Origin of the sequence: Burkholderia oklahomensis C6786 (assembly GCF_000959365.1) — a bacterium.
Taxonomy (GTDB): domain Bacteria; phylum Pseudomonadota; class Gammaproteobacteria; order Burkholderiales; family Burkholderiaceae; genus Burkholderia; species Burkholderia oklahomensis.
The window spans coordinates 2,101,801-2,115,478 of record NZ_CP009555.1 but is presented as its reverse complement, the minus strand read 5'-3'; the positions used below and the strand labels follow the sequence as shown (position 1 = coordinate 2,115,478).

Genomic DNA, 13,678 nt, shown 5'->3' with positions numbered 1-13,678 from the left:
CTTCTCGTTGCCGCGCGGCGCCCGGCGGCTCACGCGATACGGCTCAAACCTTGGTGGCGCGCGAGCGCGTCACCGAATATTGCAACGTCGACGGCTGCAGCATCGCATCGAAGGTCACCGGCTCCTCGGCCGGATGCACGACGAGCAGCGCCTGGATCGCGAAGTAGAGCGCGTTCGTCGACTGCTCGTTCAGCTCGAACGTCACCAACACCTGCTGCAGCCGCGGCTCGTGCCGCGCGATCGCCTGCTGAATCGACTTGCAGATGAACGTGCGGTCGTAGTGGCTCGCGAGGCTCAGGCCGGCGAAGTCGTTCAGCCCGTAGGTCAACACCGAGCGCTGGCACTCCGGCAGCGCGGCAAGATCTTCGTCGGTCAGCGCGATGCGCGTGTTCAGGATCGCCTCGACGTCGCGCGCGACCGTGTTCTTCAGTTCTTCCAGCGACAATTGCCGCATTGCAGCGGGCGCCGGCACATGCGGTTCGTCGTCGAACAGCTTGTCGAGGAAGCTCGGTTCGAAGCGTTTCATCGGGCTCCACGCAAAACGGGAACGGGGCACGCGCCGTGCCCCGTTCCCGCGTCGAACTTAGACCGCGTAGGTCTTGTCGTTCTTCGTGAGGCTCCAGGCGCCCTGCGTGTTGCCGCCCTGGTTGCCGCCGATCTTCTGCTGCGTCTGCTTCCACTGGACCGCGGCGTACTTCAGCGCGAATTGCTCGAGGGGCAGGCCTTCCTTCTGCACGCTCGGCGTCACGCTCGCGACGATCACGTACTTCAGCTTGATCTCGAGATACTTGACGCGCTCGCCTTCGCCGTCCGAACGCATGAAATCGATCGTCACTTCGTCGAACGTCGTGCCGCCCGACGCGTGCTGATACAGCAGCGGGCTCGCCATATCGATTTCTTTCGTGAACACCATGTCGCCGTGCTCGCAACGCTCCGACGTGTGGCCGCCCGAAGTCGACGCGGTCGCCGAACGCGGCTGGACGATCGAATGGTCCCAGGATTTCAGCTCGATCCAACCGGCATGGTCCTTGTCCGCGGACTCGCCCTTGATGGCAGGATTGCCGAACTTCAAGTACATGTCTAACATGGCCTACGACTCCCCAAAGAGGTGGTTTTAACGTCCTACCCGGGCGGCCCGCCCGGGCGATCTCAACTCGCTTATGAATTTGCCGGTTTGGGCAGATCAGCGACAAGGCGCAGAGAAATCGACAGCTCGTCGAGCTGGAAGTGCGGGCGCAGGAACGCGACCGAACGATACGCACCCGGCTTGCCGGGAATCTCTGACACTTGTACGGAGGCTTCGCGCAGCGGGAACTGCGCTTTCTGTTCCTGAGTCGCGTTGTCGTCCAGCAACACGTACTGCGAGATCCAGCGATTGAGGAACGTTTCGACGTTCTGCGCGGACGCGAAGCTGCCGATCTTGTCGCGCATCATCGCCTTCAGGTAATGCGCGATGCGCGATACCGAGAAGATGTACTGCAGCTGGGCGGACAGGACGGCATTCGCATTGGCGCTGTCGGTGCTGTATTTCTTCGGTTTTTGCACCGATTGCGCAGCAAAGAACGCGGCGTAGTCGGAATTCTTGCAATGCACGAGCGGGATGAAGCCGAGGTCGCTCAACTCCTTCTCGCGGCGGTCGGTGATCGCGATCTCGGTCGGGCACTTGAGCGCGATTTCGCCGTCGTCGGTCTTGAACGTGTGGGTCGGCAGATCCTCGACGAGGCCGCCGCCTTCGACGCCGCGAATCGCCGCGCACCAGCCGAAGTCGTCGAACGCGGCCGTCAGACGCGCGGCAAACGCCCACGAGGCGTTGCACCACAGGTACTTGTTGTGATCGGTGCCGTCGACGTCCTCGACGAAGTTGAAGCTCTCCGCGATCGCGCCGTCCTTCGGATTGAACGGCAGGCGGCCGAGGAAGCGCGGCAGCGTGAGGCCGACGTAGCGCGAATCCTCGGAATCGCGGAACGACTTCCACTTCGCATATTCGACGGTGTCGAACACCTTGCCGAGGTCGCGCGGCTTGCCGAGATCGGCGAACGACTCGAGGCCGAGCAGCTCGGGCGCGGCCGACGCGACGAACGGCGCGTGCGCGGCCGCCGCGACGTGCGACATCTGCTCGATGAAGTACAGGTCTTCCGGCTGGCGCGAGATCTCGTAGTCGCCGACCAGCACGCCGAACGGCGAGCCGCCGAACGTGCCGAATTCTTCTTCGTACACCTTCTTGAAGAGCGCGCTCTGGTCGAACTCGGACGCGTTCTTGAAATCGCGCACGAGATCGCGCTTCGGCGCGTGCAGCGCCTTGATCTTGATCGTCGAACCGGTGTTGCTTTCCTTCACCAGGTAGTCGAGCCCGCGCCACGTGCTCTCGAGACGCTGGAACTCGGCCGCGTGCATCACGGCCGAGAGCTGCGACGAGATCAGGCGATCGAGCTCCGCGACGCGCGCGTCGATCGTCGCCGACAGGTTGTCCGACACGACCACCGTGCCGTCGAGCACCTGATTGACGAGTTCGCCGATCAGGTCCTTCGCGCGCGCATGCTCGGATTCGGATTTCGCGACCTTGCTCTTCTCGACGATGTCGTCGAGCAGCGAGGATTCCGTGCCGGCCTGAGCGCCGGTCGATTGGGCCGCAGCCGTTTGCTGGTTCATTTCGCCACCCCGTTGCTCATTCGCCCTGCTTGTCGCCGCCGTCGGCGCTCTTCTTCAGCGCTTCCAGCTGCTGCGTGTTCGACAGCACTTCGCTCAGCAGGTCTTCGAGCTTGTCGTTGCCGGCCAGTTTGTTGCGCAGATCGGCGAGCTTCGAGCGCGCCTCGAGCAGACGCCTCAACGGTTCGACCTGCTCGACGACTTCGTCCGGATTGAAATCGTTGATCGAACGGAACTTCAGATCGACCGCGAACTTGCCGCCCGCTTCGCTCAGGCGGTTCTCCACCTGGAACGCGGCGCGCGGCTCGATCGCCTTCATCACGTCGTCGAAGTTGTCGCGATCGATGTTCACGAACTTACGGTCGCGCAGCTTCGGCTGCTCGACTTCCGACTGCCCGGCCAGATCGCCGACGACCCCGACGACGAACGGCAGCTCCTTGATCTCGATCGCGTCGCCCCGTTCGACCTCGTACGTCAGTTGGACGCGGGGCGGCCGCACTTTCTGCAAGCGCTTTTGAATGCTCTCTTTCTTCGCCATCGACGGCTCCCGATTAGTGTGTGGGTCGCGCGCGGCTTAACGCAGTGCGCTGAACGGATCGCCGCCAGCCGCCTTCGCGGGCGCCGACGTGGTTGCCGCCTTCGCGGGCGCCGGCGTCGCGGGGGCAGCCGGCGTCGCGGGTGCGGCCGCCGTGCTGTTTTCGGCGGGCGCGGCCTCGTGCACGGGCGGCTTCGCGCGGCGCACGATGCGGCGCTTCTTCACGACGGGCTTCGTCTGCTGCTCGGGCGGGAACAGCGCGGCTTCGCCGAGCGTGTCGCGCAGCTGCTTCGCGAGCGCCTGCGCGTCCGACTTCGCGTCGCCCGCGAGCGACGAATCCTGGCGCAGCTCGCCGAGCGATTCGGTCGCGATGCGCAGGCCCGCGACGGCAAGCACGCTCTTCGCCTGACGGTCGGTCTTGTCGCGCTGCAGCGCCTCCTGAGCGGCGACGATCGCCTGGCCGTAGTGGCCCTGCTGGAACTGGATCTGCGCGATTCGCGACCACGGCTCTTCGCGCGTCGGATCGGATTTCGCAAGTTGCTGATAAAGGCCGATCGCGCGGTCCTGATCGCCTGCCTTCGCCACAGCGTCGGCGTCGGCCAACGACTTGTTGAATGCTTCGGGCGTCGGCGGAGTCGGCTGCGACGCGCAACCGGCGATGATGCCGCAGGCCAACACTACCCCAGAAAGTTTTGCGAAGAGACGGTCTTTCATCGTTTATTTCCCCGGCGCGGGCGTTTTAAATCGTTGAGAATTCGTGATTTTGCTTTGCTACAAGCGCGCGGGTATAGTACCGATCAATTTTTCATAATTCAATCTTCGCGTGAAGAGCGGCCGTTTTAAAAGTAGCGCAGCGCGCCGCCCGAAGCGGCCGCGCACGCCCGGGGAATCACACGTGTACCGCTCCCAATGCAATTATTGCCGCAAAAGAATTCGATTTCGCCTAATTTGTGGAAATTTTTTCCGAATACAACGACATTGACGGCGATCTGTCCGGTATTTGAAGATGCAGTTGTTTTTTGTGCCACCAAATCGGCCAAGTAACTGATAGTTTTGACAGGGAGCAAAGGGCGCCGCGCCCGGAAAATCGATGAATCCGCATGTGACTCGTTACGCGCTGCCGCTCGCCGCCTGCGTCCTGCTCGGCGGCTGCGCGGCCGCCGTGCCGCTCCTCGGTTCGGCAGGCAGCGCCGCGCTGCAGATGGTGGGCGTCGGCAAGCCCGACGTGCCCGATTCGCAGAAGCCGCCGCGCAACGTCGGCTTGACGCTCTACGCCGCGCCGAACCTCAACGCCGCGAACGACAACCGCCCGCTCGCGCTCGTCGTGCGCCTCTACGCGCTGAAGGATCCGACATCGTTCCAGCAGGCGCCGTTCGACAGCTTCACCGATCCGGCCAAGGAAAAGACCGCGCTCGGCAACGATTTGCTGAGCGTGCGCGAAATCACGCTGATTCCGGGACAGCGCTACAACGCGACCGAAAAAGTGTCGCGCGAAGCGCAGGCATTCGGCATCGTCGCGCTCTTTCGCGACCCGGCGCTGCAGCGCTGGAAGCTGGCTTTCGATCCTGCGAAGTCCGAGAAATCCGGCATAATTATCGGCCTGCACAACTGCGCGATGACCGTGACGGGCGGCACCGTCATCCCTTCGCAACAGGGCATGCCGGCGGAGCGGCTCGATTTGCTCTCGTCGGTGAACTGCGGGTGAAATTCGAGATGGCATTTAAAAGTCATTTAACAAAGATTAACGATTCGCTCGCCAATTGCGACGCGAATAAACCGACCAACGGCCCAATCACATTTAAGCGGATTTGACATGAGTTATTCGGCCAAGGTGCTCTGGGGGGAAGGCCTCTTTCTGAGGCCGCAGCACTTTCAGCGGCAGGACGCGTATCACGAAGCGCGCCTCTTCGAATCGATTCAGGCGATCCAGCCGTACAACTGGGGCGTGCGTTCGGTGCGGTTCGATCGCGACGCGCTCGGCAGCAACGTGCTGCGCGCAAGCGAACTGTCGCTCGTGTTCCCGGACGGCGCGCTCTACTCCGCGCCGCAGGCCGACGAACTGCCGCCGCCCATCGCGCTCGACACGCTGCCCGAGGGCATCAACGAATTCACGTTCTACCTGGCGCTGCATCCGCTGCGCGAGACGGGCTCGAACTACGCGGAGAACCGCGACGGAGGCTTCGTGTCGCGCTTCGTCAGCGAGCAGGCGAGCGTCGCCGACCACTTCACCGACGCCGCCGAAGCCGACATCACGTTCCTGAAGACCAACGTGAAGCTGATCGCGCACAGCGAGCCGCGCGACCAGTTGCTGTCGATCCCGCTCGTGCGCGTGCGCCGCACCGCGACGTCCGGCTTCGAGATCGACGACAGCTTCGTGCCGCCGTGCCTTGCGATCGAGGCGTCGCCAATCCTGCATCAGCGCCTGCGCCAGCTGATCGACGCGCTGCAGGCGAAGGTGAACGCGCTGTACGGCTTCCATCGCGAACCGACGAAGAACATCATCGAATTCCGCTCGGGCGACATCGCATCGTTCTGGCTGCTGCACACGGCAAGCGCCGCGTTCGCCGCGCTCGCGCACCTGCACCAGCATTCGGCGCTGCATCCGGAGCGGCTGTTCCAGGAACTGCTGCGCCTTGCCGGCCAGCTGATGACGTTTTCGAAGGGCTATGTGCTCGCCGATCTGCCCGCTTATCGGCATGACGATCCGGGCCCCGGCTTCGCGCGCCTCGACACGATCCTGCGCGACCTGCTCGAGACCGTGATCTCGACGCGCTACTTCGCGATCACGCTCGAGGAAGTGCGGCCGTCGTTCCACGTCGGACGGCTCGATTCCGGCAAGATCGACGACAAGACCGCGTTCTATCTCGCGGTGTCGGCGGACATGCCTTCGGTCGAGCTCGTCGAGGCCGTGCCCGCGCGCTTCAAGGTCGGCGCGCCGGACGACGTCGACAAGCTCGTGCTGTCCGCGATGCCGGGCGTGCGCCTCGCGTACACGCCGCAGGTGCCGCCCGCGATTCCCGTGCGCCCGGGCGCATGCTACTTCGCGCTCGATGCGCGCAGCCCGCTCTATGAGCGAATGCTGCAGGCCCAGTCGGCGATGATCTACGCGCCGTCCGGAATCAACGATCTCAAATTCGAACTGATCGCCGTCACGTCATGAGCTACGCGCCTTCCCTTTTCGGCGGCAACACGCCGCCCCCCGCGCCGCAAACGGTGTCGTCGACCGACGCCGGCTTCCAGGCGCGCTCGCTCGTCGATTTGCTGTACGACGGCTTTTTCATGCTGTTCCTGCTGAAGAACGGCCGCGAGCCGGGCGACGCCTCTGAGTTCGGCACGCGCATCCAGGAATTCCTCAGCGAGTTCGAGCGCGGCGCGAAGAAGCTCAACATCGCCGCCGAGGACGTCTATGCGGCGAAGTTCGCATTTTGCGCGGCGATCGACGAATCGGTGCTGTCGTCGCAGTTCAAGATCCGCGCGGACTGGGAGCGCCGGCCGCTGCAGCTCGTACTGTTCGGCGAGCAGCTCGCGGGCGAGAAGTTTTATCAGTATCTCGAAGAATGCCGTGCGCAAGGCGCGGCGCGGCTGCAGTCGCTCGAGGTGTTCCACATGTGCCTGCTGCTCGGTTTTCAGGGCAAGTATCTGCTCGAAGGACCGGAGAAGCTCGCGTATCTGACCGCGCGGCTCGGCGACGAGATCGCGCACATGAAGGGCAAGCGCGCGCCGTTCGCGCCGCATTGGCCGCTGCCGGATCAGATCTCGCACCGGCTCAAGCGCGAGGTGCCGCTGTGGGCGATTGGAGCGGTGTTCGCGCTCGTCGGGCTGCTCGCTTATGCCGGGCTCAACACGTATCTGCGGAATAGCACCGTACGGACGTTGGCGCCTTATTCGCAGGTCATCAAGGTCGGGCCTGAGTCGGCGAATTTGACGATTTCGTTGCCTTGATTGAGGGAAGCCCGGCTGGATGCCGGGCTTTTCATGTCGATGGAAGCGACGGCCGCGGGTCCAGCGGCCGTCGATCATAAAGCGTCCGCAAAGTCAGTGCTGCCAGCTCGCCCCGACGCCTACCGTTTTTCCCTCCGAACTCAACCCGATCCCGGTTCGGATCTTCAGATTGGCCGCAAGCCATGCGGTACCGCCGAGCGCGATCGCATGGCAGCCCTTGTACGATCCTACCCCGATGCCGATCGACAGCGTCTTGTTTCTGTCGACGTCCGGGATCATCGTCAATGCGGTCACGGCCGCCACACCCGAGTAGGCGCTGCGCGCGGTCGCGTCGATTTGTCGCTGCAAGTCGCCGAAACGCCGGTCCGAACGAAGCCCAATCGTCGTCAGCGCCGAGTTGAGCTGGTTTACGTTCACCGCGTCCGTCCCTTTGGTGCCGGGCGCGACATGCACGATCTGGCGCTCGCCGCCCGATCGTCCGACCGAGACAGTGTTGTCTCGCGTCGCCAGCGAGCCAGCACCCAATGCGACCGAGTCGACGCCCGAGGCGGCCGCATCCGCGCCCAGCGCAATTGCACGTTCGCCTGTCGCCCCCGACCTCATGCCGAGTGCGATCGCGCCGTCACCAGCCGTCCGCGCGCTTGTGCCGACGGCAGCCGAGTCTGCATAGGCCGCGCACGGCGAACGAATTGGATCCGTGAGCACGTGCCCAACGCCAGCGCCGCCAGGCACGTCAATCTCGGTCAACAGCATGGTCGACGCTTCGTGAGCATCCCACCACCAATCGTCCCGATTCACAGACCAGCGCTCACTTTCGCCGAATAACGATCCTCCATCCGATCCGTCGATCGAGTCATTGTCTGAATCGTCTTTCCATTCGATGCCCGGCTCGAAGCTCGACACGTAAAACGGGCGATCGGGTGGTTCATTGAGCAAATCGTCGGGTAGATCGACCAAGTAATAGTAGTTGCGAGCGTGATCGCTGTTCGCGTGCTCGGCCTCGTCGAGCGTCGTGCCATGAGAAACAGGCGTGGCATACGCGAAACAAACTGACGCACTCAAGACCAAGCATACAATCGCAGACGGGACGCAGTGCCCGGCTGCTCGGCACTCGCACATATCGCAGACGTGCCGTGTCGACGATGAGGCACCGGCTGATTCCTGTCGTCTCCAAAGTTGGACGAATTTACTGACGTACCGGAGAAGCCGCCCCGATATTTTCATCCACCTCGCACCACAAAAATCGATCACCTGAGATCTACCTCTTATCGTTTTCCGGACGACCAGCACGCCTCTCCTCCAAAAACACTAGCATGCCGACCGTTCGGCGCTGCAATCGCCAGACGCCGAAACGCCACGCCCCACATTCATTTTTTCATCACGCTCATATGCGCGAATCGGGAAAACGCCTTATTTTTCCAACAAGTTGACGACGTGTCAGGGCGTGTTCACACTATATAGATTTAAGGTTATGCTTCGGAGATGGAAATCTCCAAAGCCCAATTCAAACAGATAGAGCATTGCCTGCCACGTCAGCGGGGCAATGTGAGCCTGTCAAACTTGCAAGTGCTCAACGCGATCCTCTATGTCGCCGAGCACGGGTGCAAATGGCGTGGCCTGCCCTCGCGGTTTGGCCGTTGGCACACCATCTATACACGCATGAATCGCTGGTCCCGCAACGGCGTGCTCGACCGTGTGTTCACGGAGTTGCAGCGCGCGCAGATTATTCGCATCCGGATCGAAGCGGTATCGCTGGATAGCACGATCGTCAAAGTTCATCCTGATGGGACCGGCGCGTTAAAAAAAATGGACCACAGGCCACCGGTAAATCTCGCGGAGGATGGACAACCAAGATTCATATGGTTGCCGCGGATGCTCGAACAGCCATAACGTTCGCGCTGTCGCCCGGCCAAGCCGGCGATGCTCCCCAGGGGCGCGCACTGCTTGAAAGTCTGGGGCCACCGAACCGACCGCTGCACCTCCTGATGGACAAGGCGTACGAAGGCAACGAAACCCGGCAACTCGCACTCGACCTCGGCTTCATCCCAGTTATTCCTCCGTTGCGTACACGTGTTGAGCCTTGGGAGTACGATCGCGAAATGTACAAGCGTCGAAACGAAGTCGAACGGCTGTTCCGACGCCTGAAGAGCTTTCGGCGCATCTTCTCGCGCTTTGACAAACTCGATCTGATATTCATTGCCTTTATCAACTTCGCCTTGATCGTCGAAGTTCTTCGATAGTGTGAACACTCCCTAGGGCAATTCGATAAGCTGCGTACGTTCCTGAAAGCACAACCAACGATTCAAGTACCAGGGACGAAACTGAAGGCGTACGGACGGGCGACAGTTCGATGAAGCCGGCCGACGAGCTCCATCACGTGCGTCCCGACTGCGAAATCGACGAGATCAGCGTGGCCCCGCAAGAGGTCTTGTGGCCGTCGAACGCAACCGCGCGGCCATCGATGCGAACGTCCTCGTCCCCCTCCGCAATCACGCAGCGATCGTGGCCGGCCATTGGGCACGTGCAGCGGTCGCCGGCACAGGCCACTGCCCGCCCCATTACGGTCGAATTTTCGCGGCCGGTTTCGACACGGCCGCCGTGCGAAGTCGAGTCACCAATGCGAATCACGCCGCGCATACGCGCCCCTTATCGGAAAGGATTCACATCCGATTGCTTGTGCGTCGGCGGGCTCACCATCACGATCGTCGCCGTGCCGTTCGGCCGCCGATTGATCGTGGCGCTGGCTCCGCCTTCGTTGTAGCCGGCAATCAGACCGAGTCCGATTTGGACCAACGGCGAGCTGATGCCCGTGTTCCCGATCCGGCGGCCGATGTCGTAGCCTTCCTTCACGTCATCGAGACTCGGCGCGGACGGGCCGCTTTGCGCGAGCGCCTGGTTGATCGGCACGACCCAGGTGCGATCGCCCGTCGTGTCATAGAAGACCCGCTTCGGCGTTTCCCCGGTCGGCAGCGTATCGATGGCCTGCTGCCACCCCGCCTTGAGCGCTTCCGCTTGCTGCGCGGTCTTGAGCGGCTTGCCGTGCGCATCGGCGAGTTTCACGTCGATGGGCCGATGCAGGTAGCCGAGCAGCGGCGCGTTGTCGAATTGCTTCACCTGCCATGTCGTCCAGCGCACCGGGATGTACGGCGTCGGTTTGAACTCGCCCGGCCCTTTGTTGCTGATCGTTTTCCAGAAATCGGGGAGTTTGGTTTGCCACCATTGAGCTGACATGAAACCGAGAAAAGCGCGCGGCTGAATGCCCGCCGCCTTCTGCTGCTCTTGATAGTACGCTTCAAAGCTGCCCGGTCCTTCCCCGTTGTTCTTCTCCCAGAAGAAATTCCACAGTTTGGTAATGTCGTATTCGGTCGTGTTCTTGTCGACGTTTTCCGTCTGCTCGACGGCGTACGGACGAATCAGACGGTCGACGCGATCCGAGCGGGACACGAGCAGCGTGACCATGCTATCCGGCATCGTCGGAATGTTCGATTGCTTGAAGGTATCCACGTAGCCTGGTGTCTGATTGAGATCGCGAGTCGCGGCCCCGTCAAAAGTGACGATGACCGCTTCGGGTATGTCCGGATGCGCGTCGAAGAACGCAAACAACTTCTCGATGATGGTAGAACCATCGTTTGTGTTCGCGTCTTCTTGCCACAGCAAGAGCGTGACGCCCAGGCTAGCCTCCTGACGAATACCGGAGAGCTCATTGGCTGGCCGACTAACGTGTGATGCTTTCGGCGGCTCCCAGATGAAGACCGGGACCGGCCAATATTCAACGGAGTGGCGCGCCCCGTATTTGAAGCTGATCCGCGTCGACAACCCTACCTCGGTCATCCGTTCATCTTCGTTGGCGGGATAGTCAGCGGAATCCTGCGACATGTATGTCGAATGGTTGTCTGCCTTGGCCTCGATGGCTTTCCAGATCTCTTCATTCGTCTCCTTTCCCGTCACAAGCCCTAGGCCACGCACTTCCAATACGAATTTTCCGCCTGACTGAGCTAGCAATGCCGGTAAACCGTTGTTCCCGGATGGATCCATAGCCGATTTCGTCGGCGCAGTCGTGGCCGCCGGTGCGGGTTCAGCGGAGCCACTATGCAACCAGAAGTAGCTCGCAGTGAAGGCCGCCACGACGCCCCCCAGCGCAACCAATACACCGTTCCGAATGCTACTCACCATGCCAGGCATCTCCTGTCCCGTTGCTTGCCAATAGTGATAATGCCGCGCCATCACGATGATTGTCCAACCCAGCGCGATCAAGATAAACCCAAGTGCGTACGGCCAGATACGAGGTTTCATAACGCCTCTTCGTCAATCTCACGTTTTCTGTTCAGGCTTCAGTTCACTTGTGATCAGCGGCGGCAGGGCGAGCGAAACAAACTTCTCAGACGGGAATAGGCCCTTCTGATAGTACTTCGCGCATGCATCAATAAAGCCCTGTGTATGATCGTCTAAACGGGCAAAGCTCTTGCAGTTCGTGATCTTCTTCTGTGCGCTCGGCGTCATCTTCCAATCCGCCATCAAAAGCAACAACTGCCGCCAGTCCGGATCATCCAGCGTCACCGCCTGGCCGATCGCCACGTCCATCGCCGTGACCCAGCGATGATTCTCCGAACTGAGCAGAACGCCCGAATGATAGTTGTTCGCTTCCAGTTGATCGGCATCGGCACCCATGCGCTTGCGAACCTCGTCCGGGGTCTCCTCGCGTTGGATCACGTACGTCTGATACCGTCCGCCCGTGGCGGCCGCCGACAGAATCGAACCGAGCGACTGACTCGGCACGATGCGCCAGTTGTGCGATTGCTCGTCGACCGGACGGCCGCGATTGAACGCCAGCTTGTGCGGCTCGATGCTGGCGCCCGGATCGTCCGTCGTCGCGACGTCTTTCCATTTGAACTTCGCGTACTGATTGCCGAGCGCGACGTTTTTCGTCACGTCGTCGGGACGCATCAATCCGGCGACATCGGCGTGCCCGGGCACCTGCCCGCCTTTCTGAACCTCACCGCCGTACAGGTCGGGCTCGTGCGGCGGCTTCAGTTGCTCGCCGTTGATGAGGCGAATGTCGTTGCGCTTGAACGATGCCTGCAGCGCCATGTTCTTGCCGGATTCGACCAATGTGCCGAGCATCGTGCCGTCCGTGTCGGGCCCCGGTGTCAATCGCTGAACCTGATCCCGAACCGGCATGCGCGCGGGCGGCGTGCCGACGGCGACCTTCGAGCGCTTCCCCTTGCCGTCCTGGTCGCGCTCCAGCCGCGTCCACATGCGCTGAAAAAAGCGCTTTGGTTCGAGCACCGTCATCGCGTGCATCGTTTTGCCAAGCTTGGCTGCCGCACCATCGGCCGGAACCTCGTCGGGCACGCCGAACGTGCCGATCCCGCGTACCTTGTCGAGGCCCACCACGGTGTCTTCCGGGCAGAAGTAGAGATAGACCTTGCCGCGATTGTCGCGCTCGTCGAACGTGATCCAGTTCTTGCCGCTCTTGTCCAGCCGCGTTCCTTGCGTCTTGCTCCAGTTCTGTCCGGCGCGCCCGCATGAGTGAGCCGAGTCGATCATCAGCTTGGCCAGGTCCGGAATCGTATGCGGCTCGCTTGTCACCGCGTTGACGATGTCGACCAGCGTCTTGAGCTTCGCGTGCCCGGTTTGATGGCTACCGTCCTTGGTGAACTGAAGGCTGTACGGCGTGTCGACCATGATGATGCAATCGACGCAGCGTTGACCTTGCTGCTTGAGCATCGCCTGCGCGAGCAGCGTGATGATCGTGCCCTGGCTGTGCCCCATCACGGTGATCGTTTCGTGCTGAGGATCCATTCCGTGTTCCAGCGCGAGCGCGGACGGCTGGATGGTCCGAATGGTCTTGATGAGGTTCGCCAGGCGAGCGGCGGCCAGCACGAAGTAGCGGCGATCGGGCGACTTGCCGGCGAAAATCGTATTGCCGGCAAGCGCGTTTTGCATGACCGTGCGCTCCAGCTTGTCCGGTTCGAATCCGCGGCTGTACATCTGAGGGATATTGTTCGTCGCGTTGGCGAAAAACCCGCCGCCCTTGCCGAAATGGGCGTCGAGCCGGTTCGCGTGGATGTCCTGATACTGGCCGCGCGTCAGCAGGTTGCCGTCGCTGTCCGCGACGCGGCTCTTGACCTCGCCCGGACTGTTGATCTTCGCGATCTCGTTGTCCGCCGCGCGATAGCCCCAGTAGAACGGCAGGAACATGCTGTGCGTGCTACTGGCTTCCACGCGTTGATGGAGATACATATCGGGATCACTCAATACTTCCGCGTACCGAACGCTATCGCCCTTGGCCTTCGCAGCGAGCGCACTCGCATACTTCCGGCCATACTCCCCCGGCCGCAGATCGCTTCGCGACAATCGCTCGTTGAGCCCCTGGCACAGCCCGCGCTCCACGGTGAAAAAAGCCGCACCGGGATCGTTGACGCCGTGTATGAAGATCACCACGCCCGGCAGATCACGCGGAATCGGCACGGGCCGATCGCCCGGCCGATTCGCCATCGTGACGCCCGCCCCATGGGCGGCGGTGAAGCACTGATCGTTGATACCGTTCATCGT

13 protein-coding genes are annotated in these 13,678 nt (G+C 61.9%); 4 read left to right on the top strand and 9 right to left on the bottom strand.

Annotated elements, in window-relative coordinates; all coding sequences use genetic code 11:
• Window positions 1-43 precede the first annotated feature (43 nt).
• The 5 genes from tssE to BG90_RS09565 all read right to left on the bottom strand — a co-directional run bounded on the left by tssE (window position 44) and on the right by BG90_RS09565 (window position 3,895).
• The gene (gene tssE / locus BG90_RS09585; RefSeq protein WP_010117217.1) at window positions 44-526 is read right to left on the bottom strand and encodes a type VI secretion system baseplate subunit TssE; all 483 of its coding nucleotides are present in this window, start codon (window positions 524-526) and stop codon (window positions 44-46) included.
• A gap of 57 nt (window positions 527-583) precedes the next feature.
• Window positions 584-1,087, bottom strand: a complete 504-nt coding sequence (locus BG90_RS09580; protein ID WP_010106777.1) for an Hcp family type VI secretion system effector — start codon at window positions 1,085-1,087, stop codon at window positions 584-586.
• 71 nt (window positions 1,088-1,158) lie between these two features.
• Window positions 1,159-2,649 (bottom strand): type VI secretion system contractile sheath large subunit, encoded by a 1,491-nt coding sequence (gene tssC / locus BG90_RS09575; protein ID WP_010117218.1) that lies wholly within the window; start codon window positions 2,647-2,649, stop codon window positions 1,159-1,161.
• A gap of 16 nt (window positions 2,650-2,665) precedes the next feature.
• Window positions 2,666-3,184 carry a type VI secretion system contractile sheath small subunit gene (gene tssB / locus BG90_RS09570; protein ID WP_010106779.1) on the bottom strand — a complete coding sequence of 173 codons (519 nt, stop codon included), beginning with the start codon at window positions 3,182-3,184 and terminating at the stop codon, window positions 2,666-2,668.
• 36 nt (window positions 3,185-3,220) lie between these two features.
• Entirely contained in the window at window positions 3,221-3,895 is a 675-nt protein-coding gene (locus BG90_RS09565) for a tetratricopeptide repeat protein (RefSeq protein WP_045568123.1), read from the bottom strand.
• 376 nt (window positions 3,896-4,271) lie between these two features.
• On the opposite strand from BG90_RS09565, the gene tssJ reads away from it, so the two are divergent.
• The 3 genes from tssJ to icmH all read left to right on the top strand — a co-directional run bounded on the left by tssJ (window position 4,272) and on the right by icmH (window position 7,123).
• A complete protein-coding gene (gene tssJ / locus BG90_RS09560; RefSeq protein WP_010117220.1) occupies window positions 4,272-4,886 on the top strand; it encodes a type VI secretion system lipoprotein TssJ in 615 nt (204 codons plus the stop codon).
• Window positions 4,887-4,994: 108 nt separating this feature from the next.
• A complete protein-coding gene (gene tssK, locus BG90_RS09555; RefSeq protein WP_010106783.1) occupies window positions 4,995-6,341 on the top strand; it encodes a type VI secretion system baseplate subunit TssK in 1,347 nt (448 codons plus the stop codon).
• On the top strand, window positions 6,338-7,123 hold the full coding sequence (gene icmH, locus BG90_RS09550; RefSeq protein ID WP_010117222.1) for a type IVB secretion system protein IcmH/DotU: 786 nt from the start codon (window positions 6,338-6,340) through the stop codon (window positions 7,121-7,123). The genes tssK and icmH overlap by 4 nt, the downstream gene beginning before the upstream one ends.
• A gap of 93 nt (window positions 7,124-7,216) precedes the next feature.
• Here the strand turns inward: icmH and BG90_RS37805 are convergent, their stop codons facing one another.
• Window positions 7,217-8,185, bottom strand: a complete 969-nt coding sequence (locus BG90_RS37805) for a YadA family autotransporter adhesin (protein WP_107950862.1) — start codon at window positions 8,183-8,185, stop codon at window positions 7,217-7,219.
• 420 nt (window positions 8,186-8,605) lie between these two features.
• On the opposite strand from BG90_RS37805, the gene BG90_RS34905 reads away from it, so the two are divergent.
• Window positions 8,606-9,363 (top strand): IS5 family transposase gene (locus BG90_RS34905; protein ID WP_107950761.1). Its coding sequence is split into 2 segments (ribosomal slippage): window positions 8,606-8,921 and window positions 8,921-9,363, totalling 759 coding nucleotides; the frame shifts between segments, so codons are not numbered across the junction.
• A 133-nt stretch (window positions 9,364-9,496) separates the two neighbouring features.
• On the opposite strand, the gene BG90_RS09530 is transcribed toward BG90_RS34905, so the two are convergent.
• Genes BG90_RS09530 through BG90_RS09520 form a run of 3 tightly spaced genes read right to left on the bottom strand, consistent with a single transcriptional unit; the run spans window position 9,497 to window position 13,675 of the window.
• Window positions 9,497-9,760 (bottom strand): PAAR domain-containing protein, encoded by a 264-nt coding sequence (locus BG90_RS09530; protein WP_010117228.1) that lies wholly within the window; start codon window positions 9,758-9,760, stop codon window positions 9,497-9,499.
• A 9-nt stretch (window positions 9,761-9,769) separates the two neighbouring features.
• The gene (locus BG90_RS09525) at window positions 9,770-11,416 is read right to left on the bottom strand and encodes a type VI lipase adapter Tla3 domain-containing protein (RefSeq protein WP_052712363.1); all 1,647 of its coding nucleotides are present in this window, start codon (window positions 11,414-11,416) and stop codon (window positions 9,770-9,772) included.
• Window positions 11,417-11,434: 18 nt separating this feature from the next.
• Window positions 11,435-13,675: a DUF3274 domain-containing protein gene (locus BG90_RS09520; protein ID WP_045568122.1), complete on the bottom strand. Its 2,241-nt coding sequence runs from the start codon at window positions 13,673-13,675 to the stop codon at window positions 11,435-11,437.
• Window positions 13,676-13,678 lie beyond the last annotated feature (3 nt).

Coding starts and splice junctions, on each gene's coding strand:
- BG90_RS09530 (WP_010117228.1), bottom strand. CDS start 9,760: ATGCGCGGCGTGATTCGCATTGGTGACTCGACTTCGCACGGCGGCCGT.
- BG90_RS09565 (WP_045568123.1), bottom strand. CDS start 3,895: ATGAAAGACCGTCTCTTCGCAAAACTTTCTGGGGTAGTGTTGGCCTGC.
- tssC (WP_010117218.1), bottom strand. CDS start 2,649: ATGAACCAGCAAACGGCTGCGGCCCAATCGACCGGCGCTCAGGCCGGC.
- tssJ (WP_010117220.1), top strand. CDS start 4,272: ATGAATCCGCATGTGACTCGTTACGCGCTGCCGCTCGCCGCCTGCGTC.
- BG90_RS09580 (WP_010106777.1), bottom strand. CDS start 1,087: ATGTTAGACATGTACTTGAAGTTCGGCAATCCTGCCATCAAGGGCGAG.
- icmH (WP_010117222.1), top strand. CDS start 6,338: ATGAGCTACGCGCCTTCCCTTTTCGGCGGCAACACGCCGCCCCCCGCG.
- BG90_RS09525 (WP_052712363.1), bottom strand. CDS start 11,416: ATGAAACCTCGTATCTGGCCGTACGCACTTGGGTTTATCTTGATCGCG.
- tssK (WP_010106783.1), top strand. CDS start 4,995: ATGAGTTATTCGGCCAAGGTGCTCTGGGGGGAAGGCCTCTTTCTGAGG.
- tssE (WP_010117217.1), bottom strand. CDS start 526: ATGAAACGCTTCGAACCGAGCTTCCTCGACAAGCTGTTCGACGACGAA.
- tssB (WP_010106779.1), bottom strand. CDS start 3,184: ATGGCGAAGAAAGAGAGCATTCAAAAGCGCTTGCAGAAAGTGCGGCCG.
- BG90_RS09520 (WP_045568122.1), bottom strand. CDS start 13,675: ATGAACGGTATCAACGATCAGTGCTTCACCGCCGCCCATGGGGCGGGC.